We start from the raw sequence: 19,915 nt of genomic DNA on the forward strand, positions 1-19,915 counted from the left end.
CACATAAAAGCAGGTCTCCTCGCAGCTTATGTTCACAGCTGCCGCGAAGCCTGCAGCAGAGTGAACACTTCCTGCTCCTGTGCCGAAGTCAGGTTCCCGCGTCTTGCTTTGGTGATGGTAGACGATCCCGGTTTCTGCACCCCACGCATACTCATGCACATGTGTTCGGCCTGGATCATCACAAACACACCCTCCGCGTTCAGTTCTTCGTACAAGGTTTGCGCGATCTCGTTGGTCAACCGCTCCTGCACCTGCGGTCTCCGAGCGTAGGCCTCGACGAGTCGAGCTAACTTGGACAAACCCGTGACAACGCCATCTCTCGGAACGTAGGCCACGTGCGCCTTCCCATAGAAGGGAACCAGGTGGTGTTCGCACATCGAATAGAACGGAATGTCTCTGACCAGCACGATCTCGCTGTCGCCCACCTCAAACCTTGCCGACAGCACTTCTTTCGGATCCTGACGCAGACCAGAAAAGACTTCAGCGTACATCCTCGCCACGCGATCCGGTGTGTCGAGCAGTCCATCGCGAGTCGGATCCTCACCGATCGCTTCCAGGATCATGCGGACAGCCAGTTTAATTTTGTCGTGATCGACTGCGGTGTGGTCATCAAGTGTGGTGTCTGTGGCATCTGCGCGTGTATCTTCATTGGCCAGCGCCAGAGCAGTCACTTTATCAGGTGTCATGTCTCATCGTGCCTCCTGTTGGTAGTGCAGTTCTTCATTGGTAGTACAGTTCTTCAGTGGTTGAATTCATTACAGGCCAAGAGTTGTACAGTGTACGGGTGCAGAGTGAGAGTGTACGCATTGTGCAGAGTGTGCGTGTGCAGAGTGTGCGAAGCTTAGAGAGATTACTAGTCCTGCCAAAAGTGCGAATTGTGCACACTGCGGAACGTTATACAAACTATCGACAAAACATTGTACAACAATCATATACCTTTGACAAAGATTATACAAGGGAGTAAATTTAGAGATGATGATGAATTCGTGATGAGATCTTGGAGGCATTCCACCATGGAATGGTATCGAATTAAACAGGTCGCGGAACAAACAGGTTTAAGTGAACAGCTGATACGCAAGTGGGAGCAACGGTACGGGGCCGTGCAACCGAGACGCCTCGACAATGGTTATCGAATGTACAGTGCGGCAGATGTCGATCGGTTACTTGCCATCAAGCAGATTGTAGATAGCGGAACCTCTGTGAGCCAAGCCGTAGAATCGATTGGAGACCTGCGTTCGGACGCGGCGCTCTTCGAGGACCTCACAATCAGTGATGTTCGTGAGGCGATACCAGCGCAAGCGGCTCGGCGGATGATCGAAGAGAGGCTGCAACGGAGCGGCCTTGTTACCGAAGAGAGACTGCAACAGAGCAGTACCCTCGGCGAGCATCGCTTCTCACAGATCGGTGTGGCCGCTGCAGGAATGCAGCCTGCGTTCGCATCTGACCCATCCGAGTGGGTTAAGCTGTTGATTGTCGCCGGTACGGAAGGACGCACACGTGACATCAACCAAATCCTCCATCGTTGCTATGTGATGAATGGTTTTCGAGCGATGATACACGATGTGATTGTCCCGTTTCTACGCACCGTCGGGGTGCTATGGGAAGATGGGTCTTGGAGCGAAGATCAGGAGCACCTGTCGAGCCTCAGCGTCCGGGACTTTTTAGTACAACGCATGGCGGACCTGCCGGATGCTCCGGAAGGTGCACCGACGTTGCTGACATCCTGCATCCCCGGTGAGCGGCACGACATTATGTTGAACATCGCCATGCTGGAAGCAAAACGACTCGGCTTTGTAACGGCATTTTTAGGAACTGAACCTGCACCTGGTGCCATTGAGCGTGCTGTACAGAGACTCCATCCAACGGTGTTGCTGTTGTCTGCAACATCGGATCGCCACTTGGTGAATCATCCGGAACACCAACAGTGGCTGGAAACGCTGGACCATTTTGCAGCGTCGTTGCCAGGTACCCGATTCTGCTTGGGCGGCCCAAAGGTGATCGTGGAACTATGCACAAAAGCCTTGAGCCATATCCACGCAGTGGAGAGTCTTCCACATCTATTTGCGGAGCTTGAAGTTATCTGTGGTGTACAGGTCAGTTAGCAACCGCGGGCTGCACCATGCGCACTTTGGAGATGCGACGTTGTCCCACATTCGACGTTGTGTCCATGGGAAACATTGTGATAGGCGAGGCTCGAATCGGCGGGGTTCGATCCGTTGTGTAGAACAGGTTCAATAAATATGCGGGTGGGGAACAGCTCCCTCACCCGCATGACTCATGGGATTCCCTTTACCAAGAGGTCAACAGTGCTGTGTCGGCTGTCAGAAACCAAATCAACGCCATGCCAGCCAAGAGGACTACTGATATTCCGGCCTCGATCCACAACGCGAACCTTCGAATAGTAGATTGCTTGCGAAGGACCCAAACCTCACCGTGATCGTGATCGTGGTCATGATGAAGACTACTCTCTGAATTCGTTTCTACCTCTTCCTCGTTCTTTCTGATACAGCTTTCCCGAGTCGTCCAAAGACACCGCACGATAGAGAAGATCCGTGTGCGGGGATTATCGGGTTTCATCTTGACCAACCGATACCGATGCATTGCGCGGACCTCCTTTTGGGACTCTCAGTCCCGAAGTAAAATGCGACATTTCAGGCCAGTTTCACGCCACTCAAGGGGAATACTCGGGACTTCACGATGGAATTTATGCTGACAACTGAGACGAGATGATACGGAGTTCCATCCGAGACCCGCCGATGTTGTGGTTGTGCGTATAGTGATACGGCATCGAGCACAATTTTCTGGCGGTTACATCGACCGAGTTTATTGGCCGAGTCGACCTACTCTGATTCCACCTACCCATTACTCATTCGGCCTGCGCTTATTCGGCAGACTTGTGCGAACCACTTAGTAGACCTGCCTCGTGGACCTGCCTCGTGGACCTGCCTCGTGGCTCCTTGTGGTCCTGCCTTGTAGTCTGAGTTACATGCATTATACCTTATAAGGTATATGTCCGTGGAGCACTTCAGCAATAATTTATTTAATAATTTGGACATTATTTTGTTCATAATCGCTTATTACCTTGGGGAAAATTCCAAGCTGTCTGTAAATCACGCCAATCATGATAAAAGTGGACACTGTTGAAAGTGGTATAATTTTATTTTGAGTGTTGGACAAGCACGGAGGTGAACCGATGAAAGTTGGAAGAAATGACCCCTGCCCATGTGGCAGCGGCAAGAAATTCAAAAAATGTTGCATTGATAAACCTGAGTATAACCAAGTGGCCGCACCTGCTGCCCCTACAGAACATACCCACGACTTTCCCCATGGTGCTGGCCACGACCATAATCATAATCATGATCATAATCACGACAATCATCATGACCATAGTCACCATGACGACCACCATCATGATCACGAACACAGCTCTCAGCCCGGCGTCATTGGAGCGAGTCCAGTCGCACTCTGGGACAACAGTTCCTCACAACAGTCAGCGAGCTCGAAACGGAGCAAGAAATCGTCCAGGTTTGAGATTCTCAGCGAGTCTATGGAAGTTGGCCTTCAGCAGCTTGAGTCTGGTGACGACGAAGGGGCCGCAGGCAAATGGCTGCAAGGCTGGGTGTGGTTGCTCGAATACGCTGATTCGGAGGGTCTCAAATCACTCGAAGCCGTTGACGCTCACATGCGTGGTGAAGCTGGCGACAGCGTGTCCAACTGGGTTCAAGACTTTGAGGCTTGTCTCGGCAATCTTTCCATGCACGATGAAGACTGGGCAATTGTCCATCTGCGCATGATTCGCGATCTGCTGAGCACGTTCCCGGATACCGATAAAGAAATCATTTTTGCGATGCGTGAGTCGGAGGCAGAGACCCTGTTTGTGCTCGGGCGAAGAGAAGAAGGGGATGCTCACTTTGCCGATCTCGTTCGCGACTTCCCCGAGAATGCCTGGTCTTACATGGGCTGGGGTGACATGTACAGCCCAGCATTCTTTCAGGACCGATGGGCCAAGGACCCGAGTCGTGCACGCGAAATTTACAAGCGTGGGCTCGGGCCGGAGGTCACAACGGATCGGGAAGAGATTGAGGAACGCATCCGGCTCCTAGGCGACGAGTAATCAGGCGCGTATTCAGTCGAACCAATTCTTCAAACCGCTGGTGCCACATCAACTTCAAGTATGTTCCGTATCAGTCTTCAAACATGTGATTCAGCTTCTCGTAGGTGGCCGGGAACTTTGCCGTGTATGTCAGAAACTGCGGGATCGGGTAGCGGACACCGCCCTTATGCGTTCCCTCGAGCCCTTCGACAAGCTCTTGGGCGTCTGCAAACGGGAAGCTGAATGCCATTTCGTGATCCTGTGTCTGAGCGAACACCCTGTCGCCGTAACACGGAAGAATGACTTGAGGCTTGCCTGTACGCAGGGTCCGAATGGCGATGTCTGCACAGTCCGCCCGACTTGAAAATGTCGATCCGATGGACCCTCCCCGCTGATACTGCATTGCTGCCACGAGCCGCATCACTTGAGCCGAATTGCCGTAAACCACGACCACGGACGGATCGAACGGGGCCTTATCGAGCGGGTACGCCACGTAGTAACCGCTTTCCTCCTGGCTGAGCTTGGGGACGTCTTCCTCGGTCAGCTGCGCAGTTTCGAAATCTTTCGTGTACATACCACACACGAGATTGCCTTCCTTGTAGTAGTCGATTTGCGGCTGATAGCCAAACGCAATCTGGGCGATGGGGCAAGACAGGTCTTCGCCATTCATCGCTATAGTCCATCCGTACCGCCTCGCAAACCCTACCGCCTGGCAAATGGTGATTCGCTCCCCTAAATCTTGACCGGGCCGTTTGTACCTCTCAGGCAACTCCGACTCCGACTGCACAATACGAATGCCAACTGGGTTTGTATCCGGGCGAATGTGCTTTTGAAGGTGCGCCCCAAGTGTTTTCGCGTCCATAACCGTTCCTCCTCATCGCTTATCCGAGATTTGGTGATTTGGTGATAGGTGCATCGTCGCTGCTTAGTCGCTGCCACCGACTTAAAACGCAAAAAGTAGGGTGTTAAGTCGCTCGGAGCGACTTAACGGATCGTGGGAGTCCGGATTAAGACGCTCTCCCCGACTAAGCCCACCCCTATGACGGTGAATCGTCTGCGCTTAGAAGCTGCCACCGACTTAAAACGTAAAAGGTAAGGTGTTAAGTCGCTCGGAGCGACTTAACGGATCGTGGGAGCCCGGATTAAGACGCTCTCACCGACTAAGCCAGCCCCTATGACGGTCCATCGTCGCTGCTTAGTCGCCGCCACCGACCTAAAACGCAAAAAGTAGGGTGTTAAGTCGCTCGGAGCGACTTAACGGATCGTCAGATCGTCAGATCGTCAAATCGTGCCAACCTGGCTGCCCGCTCACGCACTCGGACAAACCCCTGTCACGCTTGAACGCAACCCTTTATATGTATCTTAGCAAATCCGTACATTTGGGATGTGAACCTTTTGGGGTTTCGACTGGTTTCCTTTGAAAGAGTTATCCACAACCAAACTGAACTTATCCACCGTCCGGGACTTCTTATCCACAAATTCCACAGCCTTATACACAGATGCAGTAATTATTTTACAAATCAGATATTGTCATGTTGCGTCCAATGGTACACTCCATAGCTCTGTCCACAGGTCTTTTTCCCGTTCCGACACGGTTTCGACGCTTGTCGACAGGAATCCACAAATTACTCAGAGGTTATCCACAGAGTTGTCCACACCCAGTGCATAACTCAACCTATTGATAACAGAGTGTTTTCTCCAGTTATCCACAGAACCGTGTAGATTCTAGTGAAAATGTCCACTTGTGAATAGTCCGGATTACGTAAACCGATAAGTACATTTGTGGATAACCACTGCCCATCATCTAGAGCAAACGCCCGAACCATCGACCTATGATCCCCATAGGCTAAATGGAACTTGTTTGACCCCAATGCATCACATGCTACAGGGAGGGGCCGTGATCTTTGTGGGAATCGGTGCGGGAGTTGGCTTGGGTGCGACCTTTGTTGTCATTGTCGTAGGGCGGATGATGCTTCGGTCCGTTGTAACGCGAAAACTTGCTGAACGGGCTGCGCGGCACCGCCGTGACAAGGCGTGATCGCCTGGTGTTATGGTGATGCTGCATGAAGTCATCTTGACGTTGCAGGGTATTATCGTGATAACGCAAGGTGGCCAGTGCCAGGGATGCAGGATGTCGTCGTAATGGCGCGAGTGTGTCTTGGTAACGGAGTTCTGGTGTGATTGGTCTTATTCCAGTCGTGACAATTTACACTCATCGAAAGACCGCAGGCCGGGGTGACCCGGCCTTTCCACACTTGTACGGTTGGACAGCGGTGGCGAAGCGGTCAGTAAAATCAGATGGGTCACAGTGGCATAACCCACCGCAAAAGTTGATTGAAATTTTACAAAAATAAAACCATCATATCATCCTGCTCTGATATGATGGCGATAGAATCAGATAAAGGTCCACGATTCGACAACCTCCGCGATCATATGAACCATATGAGAGGAAGAAACCGATGTCTCAAAATCGGACATTTCGAATGAAAACGGTTCACTGGATGGCAATGGCGGGTCTCGGTCGCAATGTCGGGTACGGGTCAAACAAGGTCTTCACCGGGCCCCTGTTAGAGAGTCTCAAGGCTTCGCAACCGCTCATTGGTATCATTCTTGGCCTTGAGGGGCTGCTCGGGTTGATCCTGAACCCTCTCACCGGCTGGATCAGCGATCGAACATCAAAACCGGGTTTCCGCCGCAAAATTTACGTCGGTGTCTGCTTGCCGGGTGCCGCAGTCGCTTGGCTGCTTTTCTACTTCTTGCACAACCCGACTCTTGCAATGATTGTGATTGTCCTCTTTTACTTGTTTCAGCAAGGTTCCGCGAGTCCTTATCAGGCCTGGATGCCGGAAGTCGTCCCTGCGTCAAAGTGGGGTTTAGCCTCCGGGTACCTGAACCTCTGGTGGCAGGTCGGTAACCTGATTGCGTTTCTCGCGATCCCGCTCCTGTGGATGGTCAACCACATCGCCGCCTTCGTGTTGACTTCAGCAATTATGCTGATTGGCGGGCTTCTGACCGTCATTTTGGTCCCGGAACCCGTCGTGCAGCAAATCGTGCCGCAAACGGCGACAGGACCAACCGATACGGGGTCGTCATCCATCGGATCGCATGTCTCCCGCCCTCAATATCGGATACTGCTTCAATCAAATCTGGTGCTCTACTTTATCGTGCATCTGCTGTCCTGGCTCTCATTTGAAGCTGTGGCCTCATTTTTCACGCTGTTTATCATTCATGTCGCGGGCGGATCGCAACTGGATTCAGCCTTGGCCATGTCGATATTCACGGCAACGGGAATCGCTGCTGCCTTCCTCGCCGGGAAGCTCTACCGGAGAGTGTCCGCGAAGGTTATGCTCAGCCTTGCCCTTGCGTTTTACGGCATACTGTCACTGGCTGGACTCTTCGTACACAACATGGCGGCCGTGTTCGTGATTGTCGGGATCGAGGGGATTTTCTGGTCCTCAAATCTGACCGTCTCCTTCCCACTCGCGTCCGACCTGCTTCATCAGATTGTCGGCGACGAGGCTGTGGAGGACAGGCTCCGAGGCGGGCTCTTCGGCCTCAATAGTCTAATGGAGTCGGCGGGACTGCTCATTGCGGCTCCCCTCACAGGACTCGTGATTGCCTGGTCTGGAGGGAACTACGCGGGTATGTTCGCAGTCAGTGCTGCATCCAGTCTGCTGGCCATTGTGTTTGTTCTCATGATCCGGTTGAAGCACAACTGACACGACAGGCATCAAACTCTCTCTGCACCCGCATGGAACTGCCTTTTCAGGTGATGATAGTCGCGACGGCGTTCCACAAGCAGCATGCGAGTGTACAGGGAGGGCATACAGTGGACAAGATTGAGGAGCCTATGGTGAACGAAATTCAGGATTTTGTATACGAAACGGTTAACGACTACAAGGAAGGTTTGGGTTGGCTGGCAAACCAGTTGCCTGATGTCGGTAAACAGTTTTTGAGTTTTTCAGCAGCCTGCTTTCAGGACGGAGAAGTCTCAGAGAGACATAAACATCTCATGGCAATGAGCATTGGCATCCATACGCAGGATGAGTATTGTATCCTCTACCACGGGAGTCGAGCGATTGAGCTTGGCGCATCGGATCAAGAACTACTCGAAACGATTGGTGTGTGTGCTGCGTTTGGAGGCGGGGCCGGGCTCGCGCAAGGGATCACGTTGGTGCGTGACATGATGCAAAACCGCGCACACCTGTCTGGCAGAAGTGCACACGGCAGCACCGAATCACGGAGCCAAGCGGACGCACACTGAACCAAAGTGTCACCGATTTCAAGGGCGACGGCCAGGGTACGCTAGACTGCGCGGGATGCCGCAATCGTACGCGTGAGGCGCCGTGAGGCGAATAACGTAAAATGCCCCGTCCCCATCGGGCTGTCTCCGATGGCGATCCGGGGCTTTTATGCACATCACTAGAAAAGGGTTGCCAGAAACGCGTACTGCTCAATAACCTCTGACCAAACTGAAACAGCAACACCGGCAGAGTGCCTGCCTTACTTGATATACCGCCGCGCACCGATATAGCGAGACGCCCAATAAGGGTCTGAGAACAAAGGGGTGACAATTAAGCCCGCATCCTCTGAATCCACCATCATGTCGTTGCCGACATAGATACCAACGTGAGATGCCCCTGGGGCATATGTACTAAAGAAAACGACGTCACCGGGTTGCAGGTTTGCCCGACTGACCGGAACACCTTCCGCAAACTGAGACCATGTATCTCGCCCCAGATAGACACCGAAGTGTGCAAAGACAAACTGTGTGAAGCCTGAGCAGTCGAACCCTGGATTCGGCGTGGTGCCGCCCCAGATGTATGGAAGACCGACATATGACTCTGCGTAAGTGATGAGCGCGCTCGCGTTCACCGACTTCAGGTCTTTTGTGGCTTGTCCCACGTACGCCTGGTTGTTCATCTTGGCTTCCGCTGCCAGCGTAGCCTGCTGAATTTGCCAAATTTGGTTCTTTGTAAGCTTAATTTGACTTTCGAGGATACCCCGTTGTTTTTCAGCGAATGTAATGTTCTGGTTCGTGATTTCGAGGGAGACTTGTTGTTTCTTCTCGAGGCTTATGTACTCTTGCTCTAGGGATTGAAGCTGTTGGCTTTTCTGCGCGATCGCGGTGTAGTTGGCCTCTTGCTGGGATTGCTCCGTCTTTAACTGGTTCTGAAGTGCCTGAACCTGATTGAGGAGGGACTTCTCTGCAGATGCTACATGTGTCAGCATCTCCATCCGGCTCAAAAAGTCGGAGAAGCTTGCAGCATGGAGCAATACTTCCAAGTATGGGACGTTCCCATCTTCGACCTGAGCTCGCAATATATCTTTTAATTGATTTGTATCTGACTGCAGCTTTGTTTGGCTGGCATTAATCTCTAGTGTGAGTTGTTGCAGTTGTTGGGACAGCTTTTCCAACTGGCTCCGATTACTGGCGATCTCGCTCGAAACCTGACCGATTTTGGCCTTGTTCTGAGTGATGGACACTTGTAAAGACTGCGCTTTGTTCTTGGCAGTCTGAATTTGCTTCTCGGTTTGTGAGGCTTTGCCTTGCAAGTTGGAAAGCTGCTGTTGCTTCTGCGACAGCGAATCCGCATGTGCGGATGGGACAAGGCAGCCCATGAGTATGGCGATGGAACCCAAAAACATCCAGGTCTTCCGAACCACGTGTTCCCCTCCCGTGAGACAACTTCCTATTCACGAGAATTCGACACTTGGCAGCAAAATCCTGCAACAAAGGGCGAAAAGGGGCAAATTCTATTGTTTGATCCCATGTTTCGTCATCAGACCGTTCCGTTTTCCACGAAGCTTGTCAAATCGTGCATCACCCGTGTCACATCTTGTTCGGGAAGGCATTCACTTGCTTCTCCTGCTCGGTGTCATGACCGAAGAAGACGAATGCACCGGTCTCCTTTGCGACATGCTGTAGTTTCGTGATGGACTGCGTAACGAGTTCCGGATCTGCACAAGCAAATGGCACTCCATCCTCGTAATTCGCTCGGTGATAGGCTGCGTCGATGGTCAGGAGAATGGGCCCCGATTTTTCGGTCTGGAGGAACACAGACTGATGGCCTAGACTATGCCCGGGCGTGAAGAGAAGTTGAACACCTGGTGCGACTTCTAAGTCCCCGTCAATCAAACGGTAACGGAGATTGGGGTCTTTGCAGACGTCTGGATAACCTTCCCCTTGCATAGCGGCATTGTACTCTGCACGCTGTACAACAATCTCCGTGTTGGGGAAATGGACGTTACCGCCAGCGTGATCGAAATGCCAATGCGTACTAATTAGAAACAGGAGGTCTTCAGGCGCATACCCTGCTCGTGCTAATCCTTCGACGATCCGGTCTTCCGACTTCATGACGGGGACAATTTGGGCTGAACCATCCGGTTCCCGAAACAGGTCTGCGTTATCCACACAAAAGTCTGGCATACCTGTGTCGACAAGAATCGGGCCGTCTGTCGTTTCAATCAGGTAGCTCCAGATTGGCAAGTCCGTGAGTTGGCCAACGGGTTGTCTCGAATCGAGCATCGAGTTGTCGACAAAGCAGCGGCCAAGTTTCAATAAACTTAATGACTTCACACTCATGCGTCTTCACCCTCCGGTGTAAGCTGTAAATTATCGAACCTGCCAAGATGGAGGTAGCTTGTAACAAGGTGGCACAGACAGAAGTAGAACGGACAAAAGGTAGAATAGACAGATGCTGGCACAGACAGATGGAAATTTGAATGTATTAAAATTTCTACAAATAATATTTTCATCACACAAAGCAGAAAATCCTTCTGTTACACTGAAACATGACTCTGTTGTGATACAACACAGTCCGTCAACATGCAGATGTTACAGAGTGCACCAGCTCACAGAACCAATACATATTGCTACTGGTAGCAGCACGGTCTTGTCAGGCCAGTAGTCAGCAGCGCTGAATCAACACCACAGCATCGGATCGGCCATCACCTATGCTTCACCTCAGCAAGCTTGGCTGGTGAGATGGGCTGATGCTGTTCAGATCATGTCGGATGTTGCAATTTCCCGGGTAATCATGTCGCAAGATGATGTCACATGTGATTTGACTGTGTCGTCTTATGGTGGAAAACGTGAATTGTGCAGCGTTGGGGTCAGGCATTCGCGTGCAAAAAGGGTCGTAAAAACGAAGCCCGCTACTAGGTGAGTCGTGACGCGAAACAGCTTGGGGCAAGTCGTTAGGAACGCATTATGTTTTACGGGGAGGCGAACACACTGCGACGCAAAAAACTGATAGCATGGGTAACCTCCTTAGTCGGCGTTGTAGTCATTGGTGGAGTAGGCGCGGGTCTGCTCGTACTGAGGGGACCGCTTGGAAATCAGCCAAACGCTGAGTCAGTCACGAAAACTGCCAGTCAGGGTACAACAACAAAGACGGCCAAGGCACCAGGTTCGACATTGAGTCAACGGATCGGCCAGAACCTGTTACATATCAATCAACCGATGAACATCCTCTTGATTGCCAACAACGCAAGGAATGCAACTAGTCCGCTTTCCTTGGGTACGGCAGCTGGTCAGGCGGATATCATCCTGATTGCGCATGTCGATCCGACAACACATACCGTCACCCTGATATCAGTCCCGCGGGACACACTGATCGCAATGCCGCAGTACAACATCTCCATCCCCAAGATCAAAAGTGCCTTTAATATTGGTCTGAACGTGGCACCGGAGAAGGGGCCCGAGCTTGAAATGAAGGCTGTGTCAAAGCTCACGGGCTTGCCGATCAAGTACTGGATCGTCACTGATTTTCAAGGATTTGTCGACGCTGTGAACGCGGTCGGGGGAATTCAGGTCAATGTCCCGGCGCGCTTGTACGATCCCGCTCACAGTGGCGTCAATCTGCAGCCTGGTCTGCAAAAGTTGAATGGCGAGCAAGCCCTCGCCTACGTGCGCGTTCGTCAAAACGCGGCTGGGAACTCCTACCGGACTAACGACTTCCAGCGTCAACAGGCGGAAATCCAGGTCCTGCAAATTATGAAGCACAAACTGATTGACTCAGCGACCAATCCAATCAAACTGTACCAACTCGTGAAGCTGTGGCATAAGGACGTGGCAACCAACCTGTCCACGGAGCAGTTGGTGGGACTTGGGATGGCGGCATCGGGATCGAGCGTGAAACAAATCATTCTCGGCAGCGATCGGGACTCGATGGACCTAGCCGGCACTGCATTACCAGGGGTCAACAAACAGGGTCATTTGACGGGTGCGTATTACGATGTGCTCGATCCGGCGAATATTTATCAGACCTTGAAACCGTTCGGCTCGACTGGCTCGAGTACAGGACTACCCCCACTGCCCTTGCCGGAGAACATTAATGTGACAGTGTATGGATCGCAGAGTTATTACAATGTGTTGAAGCAAGCGGGTTATAACGTCACGTTTGCAGGCGGACAAGCAAGTGGCCGTGTAACCATTTATTACCCACCGGGGCAAATTGAAATGGCGTGGGCTGTGGGGCGTACGCTGGGAACCGGCAACGCGTGGGTAGCGCCGAACGCCAACCTGTCTTCGGGCATCGTGGTTTACGGGTAACGAACGGATACCTGGAGCAATGAAACCCCGCGTGGACCTTCCCACGCGGGGTTGTTTTGATTTTGATTAACGGCTTGGACAGCCTTGCTTCGGCACATTAAATTGCAGGAAGATTGATTGTCTTCAATTATTTGTGCATTAGTTATTAGGTACCCTATTAGGGGTACCTTTTGAGTGGTCCCCTTTTGGGTGGTAGCCTTTTGGGTGGTAGCCTTTTAGTGGTCCCCGTGATGATCTCCCTTGCCTCCACCGTGGCCTCGTCCGTCCTGCTGTTGATGACCATGGTCGCCACCCAATAGTCCCTGAGCCTGAGGGAATCCCCGTTGAGCTTGAGATAATCCCTGTTGAGCTTGAGATTGAATTTGGTTCAACATCGCTTGAAGTTCAGCAGCCAGGGCAGCAGCGTTGTTATTGACCCTTGTGCTTTCAGATGAATGCACGGTGTTATTGGTGGTCAGCGATCCACCCCACACTTTCCCATGTTCCTTCTTATCGGACTTTGTCTTCTCCTGAACATCTTCATGTTTCTTTACCGTTGGAGTCGGCAACACGGTAATGGAGGTATGGTTTTGAGCTGCACTGCTGGCGGTATTGGTCGAGTTTGTTGAATTTGTGCTGTTCATGCTATTGGAGCTGTTTGTGGTGCTGTTTGTACTGTTTGTGCTATTGGTGCTGTTTGTGGTGCTGCTGTTGGTACCATTTCCTGAGTTATTGTTGTCCTCGCCATTTCCTTGGCCGAGTACTACTCCACTTGTATTACCGAAGATTCCGTTCCCTGCTGCACTAGCTTGGGCCAGTGCCTGCAATTGCATTTGAAGATGGGTCAAGCTCTTTTCGATGTTTCGTTCGAGTGCAGACTGTGCGTGTGGGTTCTTCACATGTTGCAATGCAGCCGAAAGCGCTAAGGCGTCTTGGCCGAGCGCCAGAAATACTTTATCGCGGTCGGGATCCTGCCCCAGTCGAATACTTCCGAGACCGGGTCCATGACCATTCCCAACCGTATTGTTGTCACCTGTGCTACTGTTTGCAGTCGTGTTTACTGTGCTGTTTGCAGTGGTGTTTACTGTAGTGTTTGCAGTGCTATTTCCAGTACTATTTCCAGTACTGTTTCCAGTGCTGTTTGGAACTGTGTTGCCGCTATTTGAATCACTAGATGTCGTGTTATTGCTGGTCGAGTTAAAGTCAAGTGTCGACGATCCGGTTTGCATTGCCAACTTGAGCGCCTTGTTCTCATCCATGACTGCCTGCTGCAGCGTTTGCTGCGCAGCGGTTGTATTTCCTTGGGCAGCCAATGCATTCGCTTCTGCGATACGTTGTTGCGCAAAAGCAGCGAGCAAGTTTGCTTTGTTGACGTCGTTAAAGGTCAGCATCAACCTGATGTTTTCAATTGTAATTTTAACGAAGTAGAAGAAATCCCCAGGGAGCAATCCCACGTTACTGCTGCTAGTAGTCGATGTATTTGTGCTGGGTGTTCCATTAGCTGTTGTGTTCGTAGATGTGTTTGTAGAAGTTGATGAGTTGGTCGAATTGTTCACCACACTGACCGAAATGTTTCCACTTGCATTGGTAGCTCCAGATGTAGCCGCAAATGCAGATGCAGCCCCTGCAGCGTTCACTCCCATTACAATCGCTGCTGCGATAAACGCTTTTGTCGTTGTACTGATTCGCATCATAACGCCCCCATGTTCTGATAGTTACTCCGGCCGGAATCTAGTAACAGTCGTTCGGAGACCTCGTGGTTTTTATGGTGGTCGCATCACATCGATCGCATATTTTTTCGAAAGTTAATGACAGGATTCAACAAATGCTCAGGGCTTCCAAAAAGCGGACGTGATCGGTTTTAACCCGCCAATGGCGGGTTAATTCCACTTTAAGTTACTGTATTGGGGCAATTCGAGAGGCTGTTCGTATCTTAATTGGAGAACGTAGAGGTAGTTCATAGTCTTAGTAGTGTTGAGTTTGGGGCAGCACGAATTAACCTACTAGCTGGCTCCACTGCCGCTCTCAATCCGTCAATCAGGTGAGCTCAGGCCTGCTAAGTCGCTCACACCGACTTAGCCCTCGCATTCGACTGTGAATCGGGCCTCCTTAGTCGGTCGTACCGACTTAACACACCCGATTTTGCCCGTTAAGTCGGTGACAGCGACTTACGTGATCCCCGCAGCCCCTCCTTAGTCGCTACCGCCGACTTAGCCCTGGCATTCGGCTGTGATTCGGGCCTCCTTAGTCGGTCGTACCGACTTAACCCGACCGATTTTGCCCGTTAAGTCGGCGACAGCGACTTAGTTGGTCCCCGGAGCGCCTCCTTAGTCGCTCACACCGACTTAGCCCTCGCATTCGGCCGTGAATCGGGCCGCCTTAGTCGGTCGTACCGACTTAACCCACCCGATTTTGCCCGTTAAGTCGGTGACAGCGACTTACGTGATCCCCGCAGCCCCTCCTTAGTCGCTACCACCGACTTAGCCCTGGCGCTCGATCGTCGGTCGGTCAAGGCCTCCTAAGCCCGGAATCTCCCATCCGGAGTCCCCATTTTCCAATTCGAACAATAACGTTACCCGAGGTCATCGACTCACAGACAGGCCTCTTTATAAAATCAATAATGTAAAGACTGGCACGGCCAAGTGTGATGACATGTGATGACATGTGATGACAGGTGAGGAGTTGAGAACGTGGATGATGGTTTTGATCGGGCTTACAAGGAATTCATAAAATTCCATACTGCCAAGCGAGCTGGCCCAGCTTTGCAGCGAATTGAACGAGGGTTAGGACATGCAGAAAGGACATTCCTAAAGGAGGTATGGTGGCCCGCTTATGGCCACTTTGAAAACCTTCATCCGGAGTATGCGGTCAAAGATTTGAAGGATGGATTCCGCTTTATCGATTTTGCTTACATTGAAGGACATTCCCGATTGGCGCTTGAAATTGAAGGCTTTGGTCCACACTGGAAGGACATTTCACCCGAAGAGTATACAGATGACTGTAGAAGGGCCAACAGTTTAGTGCTTGACGGATGGTTAGTCCTTCGATTCACATACCACGACATCACAACAAGCGCCCGTCAATGCGAACATATCATCCGCCAGGCAAGAGGTGACATCATTGCTCGTTCAACCGCATTCAAGGATACCACCCCTTACGAGAGGGATATCATTCGACTCGCGATCCGCTCAACACAGCCCATTACTGCACAAGATGTGCGCTCTTACCTGAACATATCTCGCGACTATTCTTTTAATCTGTTACACGGACTAACTGAGAGAAAGTGGCTCTTACCTTCGCGAGGTACTCGTAGAATCAATTCGTACGTTCTGCACCCATCGAAGCGAAACATCCGATTTTGACGATCCGATAACCACCGTGAACCCTAGGCGCCTCCATGTGAACCGCGGCGCTCACCGTGAACCCTAGGCGCCTCCATGTGAACCGCGGCGCTCACCGTGAACCCTAGGCGCCTCCATGTGAACCGCGGCGCCCACCGTGAATCCCGGGCTGAATACCGGGTGACGCCCCGGCGCCCACTGTGACCCCGGCCGGTACCCTATGAGACTGCTGACAATTGCCCGCGCGTCGGTCGTAAGACATCAACACCTCCTCCCCTCCCTATGTTTATTTGCCTCTCGCACCTTATCACGTGGCAAGTATGCTCCCCACTTCTGTACAATAGACAGGTATGGTCCTATCAAGCGGAAAAAGGGAGGAATCGAGAATGCGTTACCGTCAACTGGGAAACAGCGGTCTGAAAGTGTCTGTACTAGGCCTTGGTACGAATGCGTTTGGTGGTCGTGCTGATAAGGAAACTTCCATCCGAGTGCTCCACCACGCTGTCGACTCCGGCATTAACTTCATTGATACCGCCAACATATACACCGGGACGAAATCCGAGGAAATCATCGGGGAAGCCTTTGAAGGCCGCCGACAAGGGGTTATCCTGGCAACCAAAGCCGGCATGAAGATGGGGGATGGTCCCAATGAGAGCGGATCGTCCAGGCAACACCTCATGGATCAGGTCGAGGCAAGCCTCCGTCGCCTCCGGACGGACTACATTGACCTCTATCAAATTCACGCGTTTGATCCGACCACACCGCTCGAAGAGACTCTCCGTACTCTGGACGATCTCGTTCGATCCGGTAAGGTCCGCTACATCGGCGCTTCGAACTATGCAGCCTGGCAAATCATGAAGTCACTCTCTATCAGTGAAAAGTACGGACTCACCAAATATGTATCCGTGCAGCCAGGTTACTCTCTGGTCGATCGGGGCATCGAACGTGAGTTGGTGCCGTTCTGTCTGGATCAGGGGATCGGGATCATCCCATACTTCCCACTCGCAGGCGGCATCCTGACAGGTAAGTATGCCGGCGGTCAGAAGCCCAAAGGTTCGCTCTTGGATCTGAATCCAAACTTCGAACAGCGAATGGATCCCGCTCGGATGGAGATTGGAGAGATGGTCGTCCAAATGGCCTCCGATCTCGGCACAACAGCCACAGCCCTCTCCCTGTCTTGGCTGATGCACCAGCCCGCAGTCAGCACAGTCATTTCAGGGGCGACTCGCGAGGCTCAAATTGACTCCAACGTCGAAGCAGTTGACTTCGAACTGTCAAAGGAAACTTTGGATGCGCTCGACGAGGCAACCGAGCAGTTCATCTACGCACCCGGCTTTGGCAGCCGCCCGCGTCAGAAGAAGTAAACACCTGAAGAAGTAAACACATAACGACGTAAACACCTGAAGAAGTAAAGACGTAAAGAAGCAAGAGGAGTAAACACGTAAAACTGGAAAGATAAAAAGATTAAAAAGATAAACGGAAGGGCCCCGCGCGGGGCCCTTCATCTGTGTGCATCTGTGTGCATCTGTGTGCATCTGTGTGCATCTGTGTGCATCTGTGTGCATCTGTGTGCATCTGTGTGCATCTGTGTGCATCTGTGTGCATCTGTGTGCATCTGTGTGCATCCTTGTACAGCAAACTAGCAACCTAGCAAATTGGTGCCTGACATCCTAGTCACGTACTCGTTGCCGTGATGCTCCACTCACATGGATGACGCTTATCGATTCAACAGAGTCAAGAACTCGCGCATGAATCCAGGCAAGTCCGGCCACGCATGACCCGACACCAGATTGCGATCCACGTGCAATGTATTGGAAATATAGGTTGCTCCCATCGCTTCAACGGACAGCTTGCAGGCGATGTAGGCGGTCATTTCGCGACCTTTGAGTTGATCGCGGACGGCTTCCAGGACCTGCGCTGCGTGACAGATAGCACCCACCGGCTTGTTCGCCTCAAAGAAATGGCTCAGGATACGTGGGATGTTTTCATCCAAGCGAATATATTCAGGTGCACGCCCTCCAGGGATGATGAGCCCGTCATACTCTTCCGGATTGACCTCAGCAAATGACAAATGTGGTTCGAGCAGATAGCCTGGCTTCTCGGTGTAGGTTTCCCACCCGACAAAATCGTGCACCACAGTGTGTAACGTCTGCTTCTTCGGTGCTGCAATCACAGCGTCGATTTGTTCCTCAAGCAATCTGTAGTAGGGATAGTAGACTTCGAGTGCTTCGACGGCATCGCCTGTTACGATCAGAACCTTCTTTGGCATAATCGAACGTTCCTCCTCTACAAAGAATTACCTTGAAAAACCACAGAACCCTTACCACGCGACACGTACCACACAACACGTACCACACAACACTAAGTGTACAGCAAATACACGGCAATCAGCATGCAGCTATGACGTGTCCCAAGAGATGTTAGGGGGGCACCCGCCTTATACCAACTGTGCCTGCTCGTCTTCCCGATCTGCTTGGGCCTTCGCCGAGGTGCTCAGGATGTCCTTTACGACGTTGCCGTCTTTGACGACCAAGGCGATGTTGTTCGTGTTTTCGAGTGACCGGATATCTTCGATCACGTTCGTCCTCGCCACCACGACATCGGCGAGTTTGCCGACCTCCAGCGTACCGACTTTGTCTAGCCAGCCCATGCACTCTGCGGCTACCTTGGTCGTTGCAACGATCGACTCCATCGGGGTCATGCCGATGTCACACATCAGGCCAAGTTCGCGCAAGTTGGTGCCGTGCGGCATGACGCCTGCGTCGGTCCCCATCGCGATCTTCACCCCCGCCCGGTACGCCCTCGCGATACTGTCACGGTGGGCCTCAAAGGACTCGCGGGCCTTCTTGACGCCGTACTCCGGCATGCTCCCGGTTGCCTCCGCTTGCTCAATCACGGACAGCGGTGCCAAGAGCGTCGGCACCAGATAGGTTCCATGCTCGAGCATCAATTGAATGGCTTCTTCGTCGAGGTAGATTCCATGTTCAATCGAGTGAATGCCCGCCCGAACCGCATTCTTAATACCCTCGGCACCTTGCGCGTGCGCCATAACCTTCAAACCGCGGCGGAACTTAGCTTCCTCAACCATGACGCGCAGCTCATCATAGGAGAACTGGGTGAACTCCGGATGATCCGTTGGGCTCAGCACCCCACCCGTGGCGTGGACCTTGATGATATCGGCACCGGATCGCAAAATCTCACGCACCTTTTGCCGCACCTGCTCCACACCGTCGCAGACACCACTCGGCGATCCCGGGTAAGACGGTGTCGTGAGGTCAACCCCGGAAGCAGTCCAACTGTCTCCGTGGCCGCCCGTAATGGTCAGCGGTGTAATGCTGATCTGCATCCTCGGCCCCTCAATAAGCCCCCGTTCCACCGCCGTTTTAACACCGAGATCGGTACCACCTGCGTCACGCACTGTGGTAATGCCAGCATCGAGTGTTCTCCGCATATACTGCTCGGCGTAGTAGAACTGGAGTGAGAACGGATCGGCAAGCTGTGCCTCGAGCTTTCGCACCTCAAACATCATATGGACATGGGCGTCGATGAGCCCTGGCAGAATCGTACCGCCTTCCGCGTCGATCCGCTCCGCACCATCCGGAATCTGGATACTCGCCAGCGGTCCGACAGCTGCAATGCGATTGTCTTCGAGAAGGACGGCACCGTCGGTCACGGGATGGCCCCCATTGCCGTCAATCAGGGTACCGTTGTAAATCAGCGTAAACTTCGCCATTATTGTTTTCCTCCACTCTGCTCAAATTCGAGCGTCCCCATAGGACCGGGCCAGTTCTAGAGCTATGCACAGAAACCATAGACCCGATCGACCCCGATCGGACCCGATCGCGGTTCGAGCACGCCAAGGTTTACACTTTAAAGTCTATCATAATTTGTTAGGTTATTTTGATAATTCAAATCGAAAAAGAAGACACGGAAAGCTGCGACTGA

16 protein-coding genes are annotated in these 19,915 nt (G+C 52.2%); 8 read left to right on the forward strand and 8 right to left on the reverse strand.

Translation table 11 applies throughout. The annotated features are described in order from the left end of the window. Window positions 1-32: 32 nt before the first annotated feature. Window positions 33-686, reverse strand: coding sequence for a GTP cyclohydrolase I FolE (folE, locus tag AN477_RS17465; RefSeq protein ID WP_083486401.1), 654 nt, complete (start codon window positions 684-686; stop codon window positions 33-35). A 327-nt stretch (window positions 687-1,013) separates the two neighbouring features. Here folE and AN477_RS17475 point away from each other — a divergent pair, with 327 nt between their 5' ends. After that, window positions 1,014-2,102 (forward strand): MerR family transcriptional regulator, encoded by a 1,089-nt coding sequence (locus AN477_RS17475; protein ID WP_054970463.1) that lies wholly within the window; start codon window positions 1,014-1,016, stop codon window positions 2,100-2,102. A gap of 187 nt (window positions 2,103-2,289) precedes the next feature. On the opposite strand, the gene AN477_RS17480 is transcribed toward AN477_RS17475, so the two are convergent. Next, window positions 2,290-2,601 carry a hypothetical protein gene (locus tag AN477_RS17480; protein WP_054970464.1) on the reverse strand — a complete coding sequence of 104 codons (312 nt, stop codon included), beginning with the start codon at window positions 2,599-2,601 and terminating at the stop codon, window positions 2,290-2,292. Window positions 2,602-3,193: 592 nt separating this feature from the next. Between AN477_RS17480 and AN477_RS25530 the strand changes: the two genes are divergently transcribed. Beyond that, window positions 3,194-4,114 (forward strand): YecA family protein, encoded by a 921-nt coding sequence (locus AN477_RS25530; RefSeq protein ID WP_083486403.1) that lies wholly within the window; start codon window positions 3,194-3,196, stop codon window positions 4,112-4,114. Between the two features lie 70 nt (window positions 4,115-4,184). On the opposite strand, the gene AN477_RS17495 is transcribed toward AN477_RS25530, so the two are convergent. After that, a complete protein-coding gene (locus AN477_RS17495; protein WP_054970467.1) occupies window positions 4,185-4,955 on the reverse strand; it encodes a DUF169 domain-containing protein in 771 nt (256 codons plus the stop codon). Between the two features lie 1,035 nt (window positions 4,956-5,990). Between AN477_RS17495 and AN477_RS24670 the strand changes: the two genes are divergently transcribed. The 3 genes from AN477_RS24670 to AN477_RS17505 all read left to right on the forward strand — a co-directional run bounded on the left by AN477_RS24670 (window position 5,991) and on the right by AN477_RS17505 (window position 8,357). Continuing rightward, complete coding sequence (locus tag AN477_RS24670; RefSeq protein ID WP_157062035.1) at window positions 5,991-6,131, forward strand: hypothetical protein; 141 nt, start codon at window positions 5,991-5,993, stop codon at window positions 6,129-6,131. Between the two features lie 421 nt (window positions 6,132-6,552). Next, window positions 6,553-7,812, forward strand: coding sequence for an MFS transporter (locus AN477_RS17500; RefSeq protein WP_054970468.1), 1,260 nt, complete (start codon window positions 6,553-6,555; stop codon window positions 7,810-7,812). Window positions 7,813-7,922: 110 nt separating this feature from the next. After that, complete coding sequence (locus AN477_RS17505; protein WP_245631877.1) at window positions 7,923-8,357, forward strand: carboxymuconolactone decarboxylase family protein; 435 nt, start codon at window positions 7,923-7,925, stop codon at window positions 8,355-8,357. Window positions 8,358-8,596: 239 nt separating this feature from the next. Here the strand turns inward: AN477_RS17505 and AN477_RS17510 are convergent, their stop codons facing one another. Both AN477_RS17510 and aiiA read right to left on the reverse strand, forming a co-directional pair. Beyond that, window positions 8,597-9,760 (reverse strand): C40 family peptidase, encoded by a 1,164-nt coding sequence (locus AN477_RS17510; RefSeq protein ID WP_054970469.1) that lies wholly within the window; start codon window positions 9,758-9,760, stop codon window positions 8,597-8,599. A gap of 166 nt (window positions 9,761-9,926) precedes the next feature. Then, complete coding sequence (gene aiiA, locus AN477_RS17515; RefSeq protein ID WP_054970470.1) at window positions 9,927-10,679, reverse strand: quorum-quenching N-acyl homoserine lactonase AiiA; 753 nt, start codon at window positions 10,677-10,679, stop codon at window positions 9,927-9,929. Between the two features lie 627 nt (window positions 10,680-11,306). Here aiiA and AN477_RS17520 point away from each other — a divergent pair. Beyond that, the gene (locus AN477_RS17520) at window positions 11,307-12,650 is read left to right on the forward strand and encodes an LCP family protein (protein ID WP_054970471.1); all 1,344 of its coding nucleotides are present in this window, start codon (window positions 11,307-11,309) and stop codon (window positions 12,648-12,650) included. A 215-nt stretch (window positions 12,651-12,865) separates the two neighbouring features. Here AN477_RS17520 and AN477_RS17525 read toward each other — a convergent pair whose 3' ends face one another. Then, the gene (locus AN477_RS17525) at window positions 12,866-14,320 is read right to left on the reverse strand and encodes a DUF5667 domain-containing protein (protein ID WP_054970472.1); all 1,455 of its coding nucleotides are present in this window, start codon (window positions 14,318-14,320) and stop codon (window positions 12,866-12,868) included. Between the two features lie 999 nt (window positions 14,321-15,319). On the opposite strand from AN477_RS17525, the gene AN477_RS17530 reads away from it, so the two are divergent. Both AN477_RS17530 and AN477_RS17535 read left to right on the forward strand, forming a co-directional pair. Continuing rightward, window positions 15,320-15,991: a hypothetical protein gene (locus AN477_RS17530; protein WP_054970473.1), complete on the forward strand. Its 672-nt coding sequence runs from the start codon at window positions 15,320-15,322 to the stop codon at window positions 15,989-15,991. 365 nt (window positions 15,992-16,356) lie between these two features. After that, on the forward strand, window positions 16,357-17,334 hold the full coding sequence (locus AN477_RS17535; protein WP_054970474.1) for an aldo/keto reductase: 978 nt from the start codon (window positions 16,357-16,359) through the stop codon (window positions 17,332-17,334). 353 nt (window positions 17,335-17,687) lie between these two features. Here the strand turns inward: AN477_RS17535 and AN477_RS17540 are convergent, their stop codons facing one another. Continuing rightward, window positions 17,688-18,239, reverse strand: coding sequence for a DJ-1/PfpI family protein (locus tag AN477_RS17540; protein ID WP_054970475.1), 552 nt, complete (start codon window positions 18,237-18,239; stop codon window positions 17,688-17,690). A gap of 168 nt (window positions 18,240-18,407) precedes the next feature. After that, window positions 18,408-19,703 (reverse strand): metal-dependent hydrolase family protein, encoded by a 1,296-nt coding sequence (locus AN477_RS17545; RefSeq protein ID WP_054970476.1) that lies wholly within the window; start codon window positions 19,701-19,703, stop codon window positions 18,408-18,410. Between the last annotated feature and the right edge of the window lie 212 nt (window positions 19,704-19,915).

The sequence above is a fragment of the Paenalicyclobacillus ferrooxydans genome, assembly GCF_001399675.1.
Lineage (GTDB): Bacteria > Bacillota > Bacilli > Alicyclobacillales > Alicyclobacillaceae > Alicyclobacillus_B > Alicyclobacillus_B ferrooxydans.